Consider the following 16,129-nt stretch of genomic DNA (forward strand, 5'->3'; position numbering starts at 1 on the left):
GCGTGAAGTTCTTCAACTGGATCGGCACCATGTGGAAGGGCTCCCTGTCCTTCGAGACCCCGATGCTCTGGGCCACCGGCTTCCTCATCACCTTCGTGTTCGGCGGCCTGACGGGCGTGATGCTCGCGTCCCCGCCCCTCGACTTCTCCACCTCCGACTCGTACTTCGTGGTGGCGCACTTCCACTACGTCGTCTTCGGCACGGTGGTCTTCGCGATGTTCTCCGGCTTCCACTTCTGGTGGCCGAAGATGACCGGCAGGATGCTCGACGAGCGCCTCGGCAAGATCACCTTCTGGACGCTGTTCATCGGCTTCCACGGCACCTTCCTGGTCCAGCACTGGCTGGGCGTGAACGGGATGCAGCGCCGGATTCCCGACTACCTCGCGGTGGAGGGCCTGACGACACTCAACACGGTGTCGACGATCTTCTCGTTCCTGCTCGGCATGTCGATCCTGCCGTTCCTCTACAACGTGTGGAAGACGGCCAAGTACGGCGAGAAGGTCGAGGTCGACGACCCGTGGGGCTACGGCCGCTCGCTGGAGTGGGCCACCTCCTGCCCGCCGCCGCGGCACAACTTCCTCACCCTGCCCCGCATCCGCAGCGAATCCCCGGCGTTCGACCTGCACCACTCCGATGTCCCGGCGCCGGAGCGGGAGTTGAGCTCACGATGACCGCGATGGACGAGCACTCCGTGGACGCGGGGGCGTTCCTCAACGAGATCGAGGGCCACCTGCTGATCGCCGCCGCCCGCACGGAGGGTCGTACGGCCGCCGCGCGGTTCGCCGCCCGGCTCGATCGGCTCACCGATGGTCAACGGGAGGATGTGGAGCGGGAGTTCGAGGCGGAGTACCTGGCGCTCGTCCGGGTGTCGTGGGAGCGGACGGCCGAGCGGAGCCGTCGGCTGCGGGACGAGTACGAGGGGAGGTATCGGCGACTGCGACAACGTGCCCTCGCCTGTTGCCTGTTGGTGTGCGCGCTCCTCGCGGCGACGGGTCTGGTCACCGTCGCGGTGGGGTAGGTGCGGGCGTCCCGCCGGCCCTGACGACCGGCGGGACGACGTGGGCCACGGTTACGTCAGCGTCCACTTCTGGTTGTTCGCGGTGCCGCAGGTCCACAGGATGAGCAGGGTGCCGTTGGCGGTGGCGGCGCCGGACGCGTCCAGGCACAGGCCCGCGTTGACGTTGGTGAGGGTGCCGTCCGAGTTGGCGGTCCACTTCTGGTTGTTCTGGCCGTTGCAGTCCCAGATGACGACCTTGGTGCCGTTGGTGGTGCCGTTGTTGTAGGCGTCCAGGCACTTGTTGCCGTAGACCACGAGTTCCTTGCGGGAGGTGTACGTCCAGGCCTGGTTCTGGCCGCCGTTGCAGTCCCAGATCTCGGCCTGGGTGCCGTTGGTGATGGTGTTGTTGTAGATGTCGGCGCAGCGGCCGGACCCGGTGCCGACGACCAGGTTCCCGTTCGTGCCGGGGATCGGCTGGACGTTGACCGTACCCAGGGTCGGCAGTGAACTGCCGGTGAAGGTGAGGGAGTTGGCGGAGCCCTTCGACAGGTCGACCTGGACCGAGACGGTGCCCTGGCTGGAGCCGGTCGGCGGGAAGGAGACCGTCGTCGCGGTCTGGCTGTTGACCTGGAGGGTGCCGGTGACGGCGGTGGAGCCCGTGTTGGTGTAGGCGACGTCGACCACGTCCAGACCGGTGTTCGCCGCGCTGACGCCGGTGTACTTGCCGGTGGAGGTGGCCGTGTAGTTCGTGCTCGCCGCCTCGGTGCCGCCGCTGATCTTCAGCATCACCGAGCCGCCCGCCGGAACGCTGGCGGTGTAACTCGTGGCGTAGGAGCCGAGGTCGCTCTGCGCCCAGAGGTCGCGGACCGTGGCGGAGGCGCCGGTCAGACCGAGGTCGGACCAGCGGACGGTGATGTTCTGGGCGGAGGAGGTGCGGTTGAGCAGCACGGCCGCGCGGTTGCCGGTGCCGGAGAGGACCCTGCCGTAGACCTGGAGGCCGGTGGTGTCCTCGGCGACCTTGACGCCCTGGAGTCCGCGCGCGTCCTGGTCGACCGCGATGACGTCCGGGTTCTTGAGGATCGCGGCGGTGTCACTGGTCATCGTGGTGAGGTCGTTGCCGGCGAGCAGCGGGGCGCCGGAGATCGCCCACAGCGCCATGTGGGTGCGGTTCTGGGCGGCGGTCAGGCCGGTCATTCCGACGGTCAGCATGTCCGGGTCGTTGTAGTAGCCGGTGTGCTGGGCCGCCGGGTGCAGGGTCTGGTCGAAGTTGGACAGTACGGCCGTCTGCGACGCCGTGCCGCCGTAGTAGTAGATGTCCGTGCTGGTCCGCCACATGGGGGCGAGGCCGGTGGCCCAGTTCCAGGTGTTCTGGTAGCCCCAGTTGCAGATCGAGAGGGTGAGCGGGCGGCCGGTGGTGGCCGCGGCCGTGGCGACCGCCGAGCTGATCGACTTGTACGTGGTGGCCGCGTCCAGGCCCTCGGCGTCGCCGCCGCACCAGTCGACCTTCACGAAGTCGAAGCCCCACTGCGAGAACTGGAGCATGTCCTGGGCGTAGTGCCCTTCGCTGCCGGTGTTGGCGGCGGCGGGGCGGCCGGTGGGGTAGTAGTAGCCGCAGCCGTTGGCGCCGGCGTCCGTGTAGATGCCGGCCTTGAGGCCCTTGCTGTGGATGTAGTCGGCGATGGCGCTCATCCCGCCGGGCCACTCGCTGGTGTCGACGGTGATGTTGCCCGCGCTGTCGCGGGTGCCCTGCCACCAGCCCTCGTCGATGTTGATGTAGTCGTAGCCGGCCGCCGGGAGGCCGGCGGCGACGAACGCGTCCACCTGCTGCTTGATGACGCTGTAGTCGATCTTCGCGGCGAAGCTGTTCCAGGAGGCCCAGCCCATGGGCGCGGTGGGCACGGCGATCTGCCGGGTCGTCGAGGCCACCGGGGCCGACCGGAGGGGGGCGGTCGGCGCGGGTCTGGTGAAGAGAAGCAGGGTGACTGCGGCTGCGGCCAGCGCGAGGGCCCGCAGGAGGGGGGCGCGGAACATGCGGCTCCTTTGCCGATATTTCGAACAAGGATCGGGTCGCCGAACGAAACGGCGCGCTGAAAGTAGAGCCGCCAGAGGGTGAAGTCAACGGGTCTGACACGAGAGGCAGTTGCAATCTCCCGATCGCCCACCGCCGGACGCGATACTGGGCCTCGTGCGCGTAGCGATCATGACAGCGGGATCCCGGGGCGACGTGGCCCCGTACACCGGACTCGGCCATGCCCTGGTGCGGGCGGGCCACGAGGTCACCCTCGTCACCCACGGCGGGTTCGCGCCCCTGGTGGCGGGTTCGGGCGTCGGTTTCCATCCTCTACCGGTCGATCCCCGGGCCGAGTTGGAGTCCTCGCGGGGGCGCGCGCTGCACCGCAGCGCCTCGGGCGGCGGCAAGTTGCTGCGGGTGGTCGCGATGGCGCGGGCGCTGGTCGGGCGGATGACCGACGATCTGCTGACGGCCGCGCGGGCGAGCGACGTGCTGCTGCTGTCCAGTTCGCTGGGGCCGCTGGGGCATGCCATCGCCGAGGGGCTGTCGTTGCCGAGCCTGGGCGTCTACCTGCAACCCCTGGCGCCCACAAGGGAGTTCGCGCCACCGGTGCTCGGCGGCGGCTCCTGGGGCACGGTCGGCAACCGGGTCGCCGGACACGGCGTGAGTCGCGCGGTGGAGCACGTCTTCGCCGCCGCCGTACCGGACGTGCGGGCCCGCCTGGGCCTGGCCCGCACCCGCCCCGGCACCGCGCTGCGGTCCCGGGAGGCGCGCGACTGGCCCGTGCAGCACGGCTTCAGCCCGTCGATCGTGCCCCGCCCGGCCGACTGGCGGCCCGGCCTCACGGTCGCCGGCTACTGGTGGCCCTACGACGGGGACGCCCAACTCCCGCCCGAACTCACCGACTTCCTCGACTCGGGGCCCGCTCCGGTCTTCGTGGGGCTCGGGAGTGCCACCGTGCCCGATCCGGAGCGGCTCAGCGGGGAGATCGTGCGGGCGCTGCGCCGGGCCGGGCTGCGCGGGGTGATCCAGCGCGGCTGGGGCGGTCTCGAAGCGGCCGGGGACGACGTCCTGAGCATCGGCGAGGTACCGCATTCGGCGCTGTTCCCGCGGATGGCGGCCGTGGTCCATCACTGCGGCGCGGGCACGACCGCGGCCGGGCTGCGCGCCGGGGTGCCGGCCGTGCCGGTGCCGATCCAGTTCGACGAGGGCTTCTGGGCCGCCCGCCTGGTCGCCCTGGGCGTGGCTCCCCGCACGGTGCCGCTGCGCGGGCTGACCGCGGACACCCTGTCCGCCGCCCTCGTACAGGCCACCCGCGACCCCGCCCACGCCGAGCGGGCGCGCGCCCTCGGGGCCCGGGTGCGCGCCGAGGACGGCACGGCTCCGGTGCTCGCGGCGCTCGACGCGCTGGTCTAGTGGCGCTGACGTGCCAGGGCCTCGGGGGTGACCGGGGTGAAGAAGTTGACCAGGTTGCCGTCGGGGTCGCGGAAGAGGAGGGAGCGGTTGCCCCAGGGCATCGTCGTCGGCTTCTGGACGATCTCGCAGTCGAGGGGCGCCAGGCGCTCGCAGGCGGCGTCGACGTCCGCCACCCGGAACTCGATGATCACCGAGCGGTTGGCGGCGGGCTGTGCGGAGCCGGTGCCGAAGAGGGCCACGGTGCGGGTGCCGGCGACCGCCAACGTGCAGGCGGGGGTGGCGAGTTCGGCGAAGTCGGGGGTCGACCAGGTGGCCGTGACACCGGTGACCTGTTCGTAGAACCCGACGAGACGGGCGATGTCGTCGGTGATGACACGGATCGAGACGAAGTTCATGGCGGCTTCCTGTCAGGGGTCGTGTGGGGTGCCGGTCGAAGCGGCGGCTCTCACGCTAGGACCGATACCGGACAGCTTCCGCCCGGTATCCGAGGCAGACTTCCGGAGTGACCACCTCGACCACCCGCGTACTGGCCCTGCTGGAGATCCTCCAGAGCGGCGGCCTGCGCACCGTCCCCGACCTGGCCGCCCGGCTCGGCGTCGACGAACGCACGGTCCGCCGCTACGTCGGCCGGCTGACGGAACTGGGCGTGCCGGTCGACTCGGTACGCGGTCGCTACGGCGGCTACCGGCTCGCGCCCGGCTACCGGATGCCGCCGCTGATGCTCACGGACGAGGAGGCCCTCGCCGTGGTGCTCGGTCTGCTGGCCGGCCGGCGGGCGGGACTGGTCACCGCCTCGGCCGCGGCGGGCGAGAGCGCCACGGCGAAACTGCTGCGGGTCCTGCCCGCCGCCCTGCGCCGCAGGCTCGACGCCCTGCTCGGCACCGCCGACTTCACCGCGCGACCGCGCGCCGCGACCGCCCCGGAGACGGGGGTCCTGCTCGAACTCGCGGAGGCCGCGCTGCACAGATGGCCGGTGGGGCTCGGCTACACCGACCGGAAGGGCCGCACCAGCGACCGTACGGTCCTGCCGTACGGGCTGGTCGCGCATGCCGGACGCTGGTACCTGACCGGCGCCGACCCCCGCGACGGCGAGGTCCGCACCTTCCGCCTGGACCGCGTCACCGCGCTCCGCGTGCGCTCGGACTCGGGTCCGGGCTCCGACTCGGACTCGGACGCGGGCCCTGGCGCGTTCGAGGTTCCGGCGGGGTTCGACCCGGCGGCCACGGTGCTGGACAGCCTCGCGCGCACGCCGTGGGCCCATGACGTGTCGCTGCGGATCCGGGGCGGTGCGCAGGACGTGCGCGGGCGCCTCCCGGCCGGGATCGCCATCGTGACCGCGCTCGACGAGGACGCGGACTGGGTCCGGGTCCGGATCCGGGCCGAGCGGCTGGAGTGGCTCCCCCCGGTCCTCGCCGCCCTCGACCGCCCGTTCGTCGTCGAACGCCCCGCCGCCCTGCGCGAGTTGGTGCGAGAACTGGCCCGCCGCCTGGACGGATACGCGACCGTGGACCCGATCGAGGACCCGGCCGAGGACCCGGCCGAGGACTCGCCCTAGGCCTGGATCTCGGCCCCGCAGTGCCAGCCGGGTGGCTGCATGATGCCCACGAGTTGCCGGACCAGTTCGTCGACGATCTCGTCCAGCGTGGCGTCCACCCAGCCCGCGCTCCAGTCGTGGAGCAGGCCGTTGACGCTGCCGATGAACGCCGTCGCGGCGATGCCGTAGTCGCGGCGCGCCGCCTCCCCGCGCTGGGCCGCGGCGCGCGCCTCGCTCTGGATGAGGTTGATCCAGCGGGCGCGGCGGGCCAGCCGCTGTTCCTCAAGGCGTGGGCTGACGCCGATGATCTCGACAAAGGTGATGCGGATCCGGCGCGGGTCGCCGGTGACGTTCGCGGCGTAGGCGTGGAAGATCATGGTCGCCCGCTCGGTGAGCGGCAGTCCGTCGGCGGCGGCGAGCGCGGCCAGGACGGCTCGCTCGGCCCAGTCGTTGACCTGGAGGTGGAGCGCGGCGAGTACATCCTCCAGGCTGCGGAACTCCTCGTAGAACTGCCGGGTGGACAGGCCCGCGGCCTCGCTGAGGGCGGCGACGGTGGTGGCGCGGTAGCCGGGGGTGTCGCCGAAGAGCCGGAGCCCGGCGGCCAGGAAGCGTTCGCGTCGCTCGGCCTGCCGCTGCTCGGCGGACTTGCCGCCGTAGCGGCCGGTCGGCGCCTTGAGCCTGCCTGTCACTGTGACACCTCTGTCTCGTTGACCACCGGCCAATCTTGTCGCGTTCGTGGTCTTGCGGAAAAGAGCACTCCTTCCCCACTTTTCATCAAGTTCACTTCGACTTCACCCTTGTACGAATGTCTTCACATACGGAGGCACCGACCCCCTGAGGGGCCGGTGCCCGGTGCCGTTCAGCTGTGCGCCGCCGCCCACGCGGCCAGTTCCGACTTGGCCGCGCTCAGGAGGGTCGAGGAGGGGCTCGACGCGCCGTTGGTGATCAGGGCGTAGTGCAGGGTTCCCGAGCCGGAGGCCGAGAGCAGCAGGCGGTGGCTGCCGGTGCCGCCAGGTTCGTTGGCGAAGCCGATCGGGGTGGACGACGTGTACGCCGGCAGGCCCGAGACGGCTCCCAGGTCGGAGACCACGGTGGTGGACGCGGCCGGGAAGGACGCCGGGAGGTGGAGTTCGGTCGGCGCGGTGGAGCTGTTGGAGCGCCACAGCAGCAGGCCGTACTGGCCGGAGCCGACCAGCGAGGACACGTTGGGGAGGGTGCTGGGGACCGGGTTCCAGGTCAGGGTCGTGGAGCCGTCGCGGGAGCGGTCCTCGTAGGTGAAGGCGACCGTGGTGCCGGCGGTCGCGCTCGGGTAGATCCGGTCGAGCAGCCGGGCGTCCTGGCGGAGGGTCACCGTGCCCGAGTCGGTCATGTTGACGGCCGAGAGGTCCTCGTCGTTCCAGGCGTCGCCGGAGGTGAGCACCTTGTCGGGGTTGTCGTTCATCAGCTCGTCGTGGCGGCCGTTGTAGATGTCCCACTGCCACTGCGTACCGGACAGGACCGGGCCGGAGCCGGCCGGGTTGGACCACCAACTCGCGCCCGGCAGGCGGGAGTCGAGGGCCTGGTACATCGCCTTGAGGACGGTCGGCGCCTTGCCCGAGACCGTGCCGGACAGCGGGTGCCCGAACTCGCTGACGATCGCGGCGGTGCCGGCCGCCGAGGCGCGGTCACGGATCGTGCCGAAGTCCGTCGAGTACTGGCCGTCGGCCGCGTTCCCCCACATCAGGATGCCGGAGATCGCCTTCTGGTCGTAGAAGTGGGTGTTGAAGACATAGCGCGAGCCGAGGGTGCCCGCGTCGAGGAGGCCGCCCTCCTGCACCTGGCTGGAGATGTTGGAGTTCCAGAAGAGGTTCGGTTCGACGAGGGCGGGCTTGTCCGTCCAGCCGGCCGCGTCCATCCGGGCGCGGAACTTCACATAGAACGGCCAGAGCAGGTTCTGTTCCCAAGTGCGGCTGGTCTGGCCCGAGTCGTAGGTGCCGGCGAACGGCTCGTTGTACGGGTCGAAGCCGACGACACCCGCGAACTCGTCGCTGCTCAGGTGCTGTTGGATGTACGTCATGGTCGACTGGGCGGTGGCCAGGAAGGAGTCCTGGAGGCCGTAGTTGTTGTGCCAGAAGTCGTACTGGGCCTCGGTGACGGCCGCGTTCTGGGTGATGTTCTGGCCCCAGAAGAGGCAGATCCCGCAGGACTCCTGGGGGTAACTCCCGAGCGCGACGGCCCACTTGGGCGCGCCGTCCCCGGTGTACCAACTTCCGCTGTTGAAGAGGTACTTGGAGTAGAGGTCCTGATGGAAGTCGGGGTAGACGCGGATGCCGGCGTCGAGGAACGCCTGCATCTGGGCGGTGGCGGCGGCCAGATACGTGGTGTCGACCTGCCCGCGGACCGGTTCGGCGTAGGCCCAGGAGAGCAGGAAGCGCACCGCGTTGCCGCCGCCGAGGGCGCGCAGCGCGGTCGCGGACTTCTTCGCGTCGGCGACCGAGGCGAAGGGGAGGCCGCTGTTCTCCGCGAGCTTTGTCTCACCGGAGACGTTGTAGCCGCGCAACACGACCTGGCGGCCGTAGCTGTCGACGAAGCTGCCGTTCTGCACGGTCAGCGGTGAGCCGTCGAACCAGAGGGAGTCGGTTGGGGTGGCGGCGGTGGCGGGTCCGGCACCCAGCACCGACAGGAATCCGCAGAGGACAACCAGGACAACGATCAAACGCGCCCGGATATTCGTCATGTCCACTACAGTCCGGTGATTTCCGGACACTGTCAACACTTCTGACTCACCAGTAAGTTCCCACTCTTCAAGCCCTGTTGAAACATTCTCAGCCGACCCGACGCGTCACGTTCAGCAGGTACTCCTTGCGGTTCAGCGGGTTGTGGTCGGTGCGCGCCCGCTCCGGAACCGTCCCGTGCGCGACGGGCGCGTAGTGGTCGAAGGCGCTCCCCCACTCCCCCTCACCGCGCGTCAGCCCCGGCAACTGCCGCTCAAGACCGTGCACTTGGGCCGCCGGGACCGTCCCCTCCAGCACGCACACCCGCCCCCGCGTCTCGGTGGACTGCGGTACGGCCCGTGCCGCGGCGAGGACCGGCAGCAGGGCGCCGAGGGTGTCGGCCGGGGCCTCGACACGGAACCGGTGCATCGGCTCGTGCACCCGGCTCCCCGCCCGCCGCAGCGCGTCGACGAGGACCAGCGGGGTCAGCGCGCGGAAGTCGGCGCCGGTGCTCGACATGCTCTTGTCGAAGCCCTGATGGGCGTGGCTCTGCCGGGGCGCGTAGCCCGAGTGCGTCATGGTGACCACGCAGTCGGTGACCCGCCAGCCGTGCAGCCCCTGCCCGAGCGTCTCGCGCACGGTGTCCTCGACGGCCTTGAAGAAGGCGTACGGCAGCGCGCCCAGCTCGACTTCGCGAGCGAAGCGCACCCCGGAGCCGACCGGGCCGGGGGCGACGCGCAGGCCGACCGTGGCGAGGAAGGGGTTGTCGTCCTTCTTGATGAACTCGGCCGCCGCGCCCGTGCCGACCGGCCGTTCGACGCAGAGGGGTGTCGTTTCGCGGAAGGTGACCCGCACCCCGAACTCGTCGGCGAGCGTGGCCTGCACGACCTCCTTCTGCACCTCGCCGTAGAGGGAGAGCGCGGTCTCCTGACGCACCTCGTCGTGGCGCAGGCCGATCAGCGGGTCCTGTTCGGCGAGGCGGGTGAGCGCGAGATGGAGGGCGCGGCGGTCGGCGTCGGGGGCCGGGACGACGACGGTTTCGAGGGTCGGCGGCGCGAAGACGTGCTCGTACGCCGTCCTCGGCACTCCGATCGCGTCGCCGATCCTGATCCCGCCGAGGCCCCACAGCCGGCCGATCCGGCCCGCCGGGACGGAGTCGGAGCCGGTGTCCGTGCCGTGGTCGAAGACGCTGATCGCGGTGACCTTGCCCTCCTCGCCGGCCTCTCCGAAGATGACGCGGTCGCGGGTGCGGAGGGTGCCGGAGAAGATCCGCGCGCAGGCGATCTTCTCCCCCGCCGGACCGCGCTCGACCTTGAACACCGTGCCGGAGAGCGGGCCTTGGGGGTCGCCCCCGGCGGCGGGAAGCAGTTCCTTGATGCCGGTGAGCAGCGCGGGCACGCCGGCGCCCGTGATGGCGGAACCGAAGTACACCGGGTGCACGAGGGTCTGCCGGGTCCGAGCGGCGAGGGCCGTGCGCAGGAGGTCGTGGGACACGCTGTCCTCGACATAGGCGGCGAGCACTTCGTCGTCGTGGTCGGCGAGGACGGCCGCCGCGCCCGGTCCGAGGCCGGGCCGGAAACCGGCCGCCGGGGTGCCGATGTCCTCGACCGAGCCCATCGGGACGACCGCCGCCTTGAGCCGTTCGGAGAGCGACGACAGGAGGTCGGCACCGCGCGCCCCGCGTCGGTCGATCTTGTTGACGAAGAGGAGCGTCGGGATGCGCAGCCGCCGCAGCGTGCGCATCAGCACGCGGGTCTGCGGCTGGACGCCCTCGACCGCCGAGACGACCAGGACGGCGCCGTCGAGCACGCCGAGCACGCGCTCCACCTCGGCGATGAAGTCCGGGTGGCCCGGAGTGTCGATGAGGTTGACGGTCACGTCGTCGACCGGGAACGAGACGACGGCGGACTTGATCGTGATACCGCGCTGCCGCTCCAGCGCGAGGGTGTCGGTACGGGTGCTGCCGTCGTCGACGCTGCCGAGCGCGTCGATCACACCGGCCGTATGCAGCAGCCGTTCGGTCAGACTGGTCTTACCGGCGTCCACATGGGCGAGGATGCCGAGGTTGAGCAGGTGCACCTGGTGTCATGTCCTTCGCTGAGGGGGGTCTTCCTTCCTGGGCGGACATGAACGGTGCGCGCATCTCAGTGCTCCTCGGTCGTCGCTGACGGATGGCCGGATGGCCGGACACGGGTCAGTGCAGCAGAGCGGCGGTGGGCGACGCCAACGAATTTACGTCCGTAGCTGCGCTACGGCGGTGAGAGGAGCGCGTCGTGCGGGAGATCCTCCCGGAACTCGGACGCTGGTACGCGGCCCGGAAGCCCTTCGCCCTGGCCACCGTCGTGGCGGTCGACCGCAGCGCGCCGCGCGATCCCGGCGCGGCGATGGCCGTGGGCCCGGACGACGAGGTGGTGGGCAGCGTCTCCGGGGGCTGCGTGGAGGCAGCGGTCTTCGAGCTGGCGCGGGAGGTGACGGCGAGCGGCGAGGCACGGCTGGAGACCTTCGGCTACACCGACGAGGACGCCTTCGCGGTCGGACTCACCTGCGGCGGCGAGATCACCGTGCTGGTACGGCCCGTCGCACCGGAGACCGATCCCACGTTCGGGGCGGTCGTCCGGTCCGTCGCCGCGCGCGAGCCGGTGACGGTGGCGACCGTGGTCGACGGGGACGCGCCGCGCGGGGCGGTCCTCGCGGTCTGGCCGGGCACGGTGGGCGGGGTGAGCGGGGTGAGCGCGCCGGGTGCGGTGGGCGGGGCTTCCGGCGGGCTCGACACGAACGGCGTCCCTGGCTCTGTCGGCTCTGTCGGCACCGCCAGTTCCTTCGGCACCCTCGGCACGACCGGGCTGGACGCGGCCGTCACCGCCGACGCACTCGGTGAACTCGCCCTCGGGGCAACGGGATTGCGGCACTACGGGCCGCACGGCGAACGGCGTGAGGACTCCGTCACCGTGTTTCTGCACTCCTTCGCGCCGCCGCCCAGGATGCTGGTCTTCGGCGCCATCGACTACGCGGCAGCGGTGGCACGCATCGGCGACTTCCTCGGTTACCGCGTCACGGTGTGCGACGCGCGGCCGGTGTTCGCGACGCCGAAGCGCTTCCCGGGCGGAGTCGAGGTGGTCGTGGACTGGCCGCACCGGTATCTGGCCGGCACCGACACCGACGCGCGGACGGTGATCTGCGTCCTGACCCACGACCCGAAGTTCGACGTACCGCTGCTGGTGGAGGCGTTGCGTCGGCCGGCCGCCTACATCGGGGCGATGGGGAGCCGCCGTACGCATCACGACCGTATGCGGCGGCTGCTCGAATCCGGCCTCGACGAGGGCGAGTTGGCCCGGCTGCGGTCACCGATCGGTCTGGATCTCGGGGCCCGCACCCCGCAGGAGGTGGCCGTCTCCGTGGCCGCCGAGATCGTGGCGCTGCGGTGGAGCGGCACGGGGATGCCGTTGACCGGGGTGTCGGGGGCGATCCATCGGGCGGCGCCGGGGTGAACCGCGGGTCAGCCCGGCGGAAGCCGGTGCAGGGTGAGGTCGGTCAGGCTGCCGTCGGCGACCGTCGCCGTCAGGTACGTGCGGTACGGCTGGCGGCGGCGGTCGGTCGGGGAGCCCGGGTTGAGCAGCCGTAGACCGGTGGGGGCCGTGGTGTCCCAGGGGATGTGGCTGTGGCCGAAGACCAGCACGTCCAGGTCCGGGAAGCGGGCCGCGCAGCGCGCCTCACGGCCCTGGGCGGGGCCCGTCTCGTGCACGGCGCCGAAGCGTAGACCGCCGAGTTCGGCGTAGGCCACCTCGGGGAGCCGGGCGCGGAGTTCGGGGCCGTCGTTGTTCCCGTACACACCGACGAGCCGCCGGCTGCGGCTCTCCAGCAGGTCGAGGGTGGCGGTGTCGACCCAGTCACCGGCGTGGAACACGACGTCGGCGCGCGGGAGTTCGGCGAGGAGCGGCGCGGGGAGTTCCTTGGCTCGCTTGGGGAGATGGGTGTCGGACATCAGCAGCAGACGCACCGCTCCAGCGTAGGCATGCGGTGTGTGGGGCGGTGCAGCCGCGTGTTCGTGTCCCTGTCGGCGCGCAGAGCAGTCCATGCCGAGGAATCTTCGCGATCTTCAGGTAAGACTGTTCAGTTGTGACTGGACAGTTGGGCCTGCTGGTCCTACGGTGGCGGGCATGGATCAGCAGACCTCCCGGGCACCGGCCGGTATCTCGGACTCCGCCGCCCGCTCCGCGCGGGATCTGCGGGTGGTGTTCAGCCGGCTGCGGCGGCGGATCCGCGAGGTCGCGACCGACGAGGACCTGACGCCCTCGCAGGAGTCTGCGCTCACCCTGGTCGGCAAGCACGGCGCGGCCACGGCCAGCGCGCTGGCGGCGGCCGAGGGGGTCCGACCGCAGTCGATGGCCGCCACCCTCGCCGCCCTCGACCGGCACGGGCTGATCCGGCGCGGCCCCGACCCCGAGGACGGCCGCCGACAGCTGGTCACCCTCACCGCGGCGGGCCGTGCGCGCGTCGAGGACAACCGGCAGGTCCGTGAGGAGTGGCTCGCGCGCGCCTTCGAGGACCGCTACACCGAGCAGGAGCGGCGGACGATCATCGACGCGCTGACACTGCTGGGCCGACTGTCGGAGCAGTGACGGCGCAGCAGGCACGGGCGCCTCCCTGGCCCCGCACGTACCGATACAGCGACATACCGACAGATCGATATCCAGACACACCGATACACCGATACACCGAAAGGCCTCCCTCCCATGGCAGTCACCACCCTCGACCCGCGTACCGCCCTCGTCGTGATCGATCTCCAGAACGGCATCGTCGGCGCCCCGACCCAGCCCTACAGCGGGCCCGAGGTCGTGGCCCGTACCGTCGAGCTGGCCGACGCGTTCCGGGGCGCGGGGCTTCCCGTCGCGCTGGTCCGGGTCAGTTTCGCGGCCGACGGCGTGGACGCGGTTCCCGGCCGTACCGAGCAGCAGCGTGCCGGGGGCGCGGCCCGTCCGCAGGGCTGGGACGTCGTCGTGGACGAGTTGTCGGGGCACCCGGGCGACATCCGGGTGACCAAGCGGAACTGGGGCGCCTTCCACGGCACCGACCTCGACGTGCAGCTGCGGCGGCGCGGTGTCACGCAGATCGTGCTGACCGGTGTCGCGACCAGCATCGGCGTCGAGTCGACCGCCCGCGCGGCGCACGAGCACGGCTATCACGTGACGCTGGCCACGGACGCGATGGCCGACCTGGACGCCGTCTCGCACGCCCACAGCATCGAGCGAATCTTCCCGCGCCTGGGCGAAACGGGCACATCGGCCGAAATCCTGGAACTTCTGGCCAAGACCCACGACGGGAGCGGACATCGGGCTACCGTTGGTTAACCGTTGCCCAACACCGGCCCAATGGGCGGCATCGAGACAGACCGGGTTAGCATCACCCCACTCGCGCCGTTCCGCAACGGGGGACGGCAGCGCACAACAAGGGGGCTAGAAGCCGCATGTCGGTCAAGGTCAGTGTCGTCGTCCCTGTGTACAACCCAGGGCCCTACATCGAGGATTGCATCTCCTCTCTCCTCAGGCAGTCCCTGCCTAACGACGAGTACGAGGCGATCTTCGTCGACGACGGCTCGACGGACGGCACGCCCGCGCGGCTGGACGAGGTGGCCGCCGAGCACCCCCACATCCACGTCATCCACCAGGAGGCGTCCGGCTGGTCCGGCAAGCCCCGCAACGTCGGCATCGCCGCTTCCAAGGGCGAGTTCGTCATGTTCGTCGACAACGACGACTACCTCGGAGACGAGGCCCTGGAGCGGATGTACGACTACGGCGTGGCCAACGGCGCCGATGTCATCGTCGGCAAGATGGCCGGCAAGGGCCGCGCCGTGCCGGTGGAGCTGTTCCGCAAGAACTACCCGCACGCGTCGGTCGAGACCGCGCCGCTGATGGACAGCCTCACCCCGCACAAGATGCTGCGCCGGGCGTTCCTCGATCGCATCGGTCTGCGGTTCCCGGAGGGTCGTCGCCGTCTGGAGGACCACGTCTTCGTGACGGAGGCCTACCTCGCCGCGGACAACGTCGCCGTCCTCAGCGACTACGTCTGCTACTACCACATCAAGCGCGAGGACGCCTCGAACGCCGGCTTCCAGCGCTTCGACCCGGTCGGCTACTTCAAGAACCTGCGCGAGGCGCTCGACGTAGTAGAGAAGTACACCGAGCCCGGTCCGGCCCGGGACCGGATCTTCCGCCGCTGGCTGCGCGTCGAGATGATGGAGCGCCTCGGCGGCGGCCGGCTCCTGAAGGCCCCCGACGACTACCGCCGTGAACTCCTCAAGGAGATCCGCGGTGTCATGACCGAGCGCTTCGGCCCCGGTGTCGCGGCCGGTCTCGGCCCGCGGCTGCGGGTCGTCGCCGCCCTCGCCGCCGCCGACCGCTACGACGACCTCGTCGAGCTCGCCGAGTGGGAGGCCGCCCTCAAGCCGCAGGCCGCCCCCGGCGAGATCGAGTGGCGGGACGGCAAGCTGCTGGTCCACTACCGGGCCGAGTTCGTCGTCGACGGCAAGCCCGCGATCTTCCCGGCCCAGGGCGCGCCGGCCCCCAAGCACCCCGAGCCGAAGAACCTCGCCGAGGCCACCACCCTGCTGACGGCCGACGCCACGCACGTCTTCAAGAAGGCCACGGCCGACCTCGTCGTGCGCGAACGCACCAGTGCCGCCTCGCACTTCCAGCCCGTGCAGATCTCGCACGAGGCGGTCCCCGAGGGCGACGGCGTCCGGCTGGTGCTGCACGCCACGGCCACCGTCGACCCGGCCACCGCTGCCGGCGGCACCCCGCTGGCCGACGGCCTCTGGGACACCTACGTCCGGGTGGTCATCGGCTCCTGGAACAAGGAGTGCCGCCTCGGCCCGGTCCCGCAGCACGGCGAGAACGCCGGGCACGCCGGTGTCGTCGCCGGCCAGGTGCTGCTCCCGTACTACACGGAGCCGCACGGCAACTTCTCGCTGGACGTCGACAAGGCGGGCAAGCGCCTGGGCCTCGGCGACCTCAAGCCCGGCGACTTCACGGTCACCGGCGCCCGCGTCGGCGTGCTGCTCCCCTTCTACGTGCCCGCGGCCACCGACGTACTGCTGCGCCTGACCCACAAGGCGTCCGGTACGACCCTGGACGTGCCCGGTGTGGTCTCGCCCGAGTCCTCCGGTGCGCGGCTGGCGGCCGAGGTGCCCGCGGCCGAGCTGAAGGACCTCGCGTGGGGTGCCTCGGTGTGTCTGACGCCGACCGCGACCGGGCAGCGCTTCCTGGCGCTGCCGGTGCGGCTGGCCGGTGACGCCGGCGGTCTCCGGGTGGAGGCCGCGCCGAAGGCCAAGCCCGCCGAGCCCAAGCCCACGCCGAAGCCGGTGGCCGCCAAGCCGAAGCCGGGACTGGCCCGGCGGGTGGCGCGCAAGCTGAAGCGCGCCCTGAACAAGTAGCGGTACCGCAAGCACATCGCCGTACCCGAGCAAGCCATGGAGGACGAAA

At 71.1% G+C, this 16,129-nt stretch carries 14 protein-coding genes; 8 read left to right on the forward strand and 6 right to left on the reverse strand.

Translation table 11 applies throughout. The features are described 5' to 3' along the window. Both ACIQPR_RS39300 and ACIQPR_RS39305 read left to right on the forward strand, forming a co-directional pair. Window positions 1-671: cbb3-type cytochrome c oxidase subunit I (locus tag ACIQPR_RS39300; protein WP_403658943.1), on the forward strand; the 671-nt coding region annotated here is incomplete at its 5' end. A gap of 5 nt (window positions 672-676) precedes the next feature. Next, window positions 677-1,018, forward strand: coding sequence for a hypothetical protein (locus ACIQPR_RS39305; RefSeq protein ID WP_403658946.1), 342 nt, complete (start codon window positions 677-679; stop codon window positions 1,016-1,018). 51 nt (window positions 1,019-1,069) lie between these two features. On the opposite strand, the gene ACIQPR_RS39310 is transcribed toward ACIQPR_RS39305, so the two are convergent. Then, window positions 1,070-3,028, reverse strand: coding sequence for a ricin-type beta-trefoil lectin domain protein (locus tag ACIQPR_RS39310; protein ID WP_403658949.1), 1,959 nt, complete (start codon window positions 3,026-3,028; stop codon window positions 1,070-1,072). A 169-nt stretch (window positions 3,029-3,197) separates the two neighbouring features. Here ACIQPR_RS39310 and ACIQPR_RS39315 point away from each other — a divergent pair, with 169 nt between their 5' ends. Further along, window positions 3,198-4,424 (forward strand): glycosyltransferase, encoded by a 1,227-nt coding sequence (locus ACIQPR_RS39315; protein WP_403658952.1) that lies wholly within the window; start codon window positions 3,198-3,200, stop codon window positions 4,422-4,424. Here the strand turns inward: ACIQPR_RS39315 and ACIQPR_RS39320 are convergent. Beyond that, window positions 4,421-4,819, reverse strand: coding sequence for a VOC family protein (locus tag ACIQPR_RS39320; protein WP_403658954.1), 399 nt, complete (start codon window positions 4,817-4,819; stop codon window positions 4,421-4,423). The genes ACIQPR_RS39315 and ACIQPR_RS39320 overlap by 4 nt on opposite strands. Before the next feature lie 107 nt (window positions 4,820-4,926). Here ACIQPR_RS39320 and ACIQPR_RS39325 point away from each other — a divergent pair, with 107 nt between their 5' ends. Next, a complete protein-coding gene (locus ACIQPR_RS39325) occupies window positions 4,927-5,979 on the forward strand; it encodes a helix-turn-helix transcriptional regulator (RefSeq protein WP_403658957.1) in 1,053 nt (350 codons plus the stop codon). Here the strand turns inward: ACIQPR_RS39325 and ACIQPR_RS39330 are convergent. The 3 genes from ACIQPR_RS39330 to ACIQPR_RS39340 form a co-directional block, all read right to left on the reverse strand. Beyond that, the gene (locus tag ACIQPR_RS39330; protein ID WP_403658959.1) at window positions 5,976-6,647 is read right to left on the reverse strand and encodes a TetR/AcrR family transcriptional regulator; all 672 of its coding nucleotides are present in this window, start codon (window positions 6,645-6,647) and stop codon (window positions 5,976-5,978) included. The genes ACIQPR_RS39325 and ACIQPR_RS39330 overlap by 4 nt on opposite strands. 170 nt (window positions 6,648-6,817) lie before the next feature. Then, entirely contained in the window at window positions 6,818-8,674 is a 1,857-nt protein-coding gene (locus ACIQPR_RS39335; protein WP_403658962.1) for a cellulase family glycosylhydrolase, read from the reverse strand. An 88-nt stretch (window positions 8,675-8,762) separates the two neighbouring features. Continuing rightward, a complete protein-coding gene (locus ACIQPR_RS39340; RefSeq protein WP_403658964.1) occupies window positions 8,763-10,730 on the reverse strand; it encodes a GTP-binding protein in 1,968 nt (655 codons plus the stop codon). Between the two features lie 194 nt (window positions 10,731-10,924). Between ACIQPR_RS39340 and ACIQPR_RS39345 the strand changes: the two genes are divergently transcribed. Continuing rightward, window positions 10,925-12,139 (forward strand): XdhC family protein, encoded by a 1,215-nt coding sequence (locus ACIQPR_RS39345; RefSeq protein WP_403658967.1) that lies wholly within the window; start codon window positions 10,925-10,927, stop codon window positions 12,137-12,139. Window positions 12,140-12,147: 8 nt separating this feature from the next. Here ACIQPR_RS39345 and ACIQPR_RS39350 read toward each other — a convergent pair whose 3' ends face one another. Beyond that, entirely contained in the window at window positions 12,148-12,648 is a 501-nt protein-coding gene (locus tag ACIQPR_RS39350; protein ID WP_403658970.1) for a metallophosphoesterase family protein, read from the reverse strand. Between the two features lie 160 nt (window positions 12,649-12,808). Between ACIQPR_RS39350 and ACIQPR_RS39355 the strand changes: the two genes are divergently transcribed. From ACIQPR_RS39355 to ACIQPR_RS39365, 3 genes are all read left to right on the forward strand, one after another. Then, complete coding sequence (locus tag ACIQPR_RS39355) at window positions 12,809-13,270, forward strand: MarR family winged helix-turn-helix transcriptional regulator (RefSeq protein ID WP_403658973.1); 462 nt, start codon at window positions 12,809-12,811, stop codon at window positions 13,268-13,270. 114 nt (window positions 13,271-13,384) lie between these two features. Beyond that, window positions 13,385-13,999: an isochorismatase family protein gene (locus ACIQPR_RS39360; protein ID WP_403658976.1), complete on the forward strand. Its 615-nt coding sequence runs from the start codon at window positions 13,385-13,387 to the stop codon at window positions 13,997-13,999. Window positions 14,000-14,115: 116 nt separating this feature from the next. After that, window positions 14,116-16,080 carry a glycosyltransferase family 2 protein gene (locus ACIQPR_RS39365; protein ID WP_403658979.1) on the forward strand — a complete coding sequence of 655 codons (1,965 nt, stop codon included), beginning with the start codon at window positions 14,116-14,118 and terminating at the stop codon, window positions 16,078-16,080. Window positions 16,081-16,129 lie beyond the last annotated feature (49 nt).

The sequence above is a fragment of the Streptomyces sp. NPDC091280 genome, assembly GCF_044768565.1.
GTDB lineage: Bacteria > Actinomycetota > Actinomycetes > Streptomycetales > Streptomycetaceae > Streptomyces.

Excerpts from the sequence above, each read along its gene's own strand:
- ACIQPR_RS39305 (WP_403658946.1), top strand. The coding sequence starts at position 677 with ATGGACGAGCACTCCGTGGACGCGGGGGCGTTCCTCAACGAGATCGAG.
- ACIQPR_RS39365 (WP_403658979.1), top strand. The coding sequence starts at position 14,116 with ATGTCGGTCAAGGTCAGTGTCGTCGTCCCTGTGTACAACCCAGGGCCC.
- ACIQPR_RS39360 (WP_403658976.1), top strand. The coding sequence starts at position 13,385 with ATGGCAGTCACCACCCTCGACCCGCGTACCGCCCTCGTCGTGATCGAT.
- ACIQPR_RS39355 (WP_403658973.1), top strand. The coding sequence starts at position 12,809 with ATGGATCAGCAGACCTCCCGGGCACCGGCCGGTATCTCGGACTCCGCC.
- ACIQPR_RS39335 (WP_403658962.1), bottom strand. The coding sequence starts at position 8,674 with ATGACGAATATCCGGGCGCGTTTGATCGTTGTCCTGGTTGTCCTCTGC.
- ACIQPR_RS39320 (WP_403658954.1), bottom strand. The coding sequence starts at position 4,819 with ATGAACTTCGTCTCGATCCGTGTCATCACCGACGACATCGCCCGTCTC.
- ACIQPR_RS39315 (WP_403658952.1), top strand. The coding sequence starts at position 3,198 with ATGACAGCGGGATCCCGGGGCGACGTGGCCCCGTACACCGGACTCGGC.
- ACIQPR_RS39310 (WP_403658949.1), bottom strand. The coding sequence starts at position 3,028 with ATGTTCCGCGCCCCCCTCCTGCGGGCCCTCGCGCTGGCCGCAGCCGCA.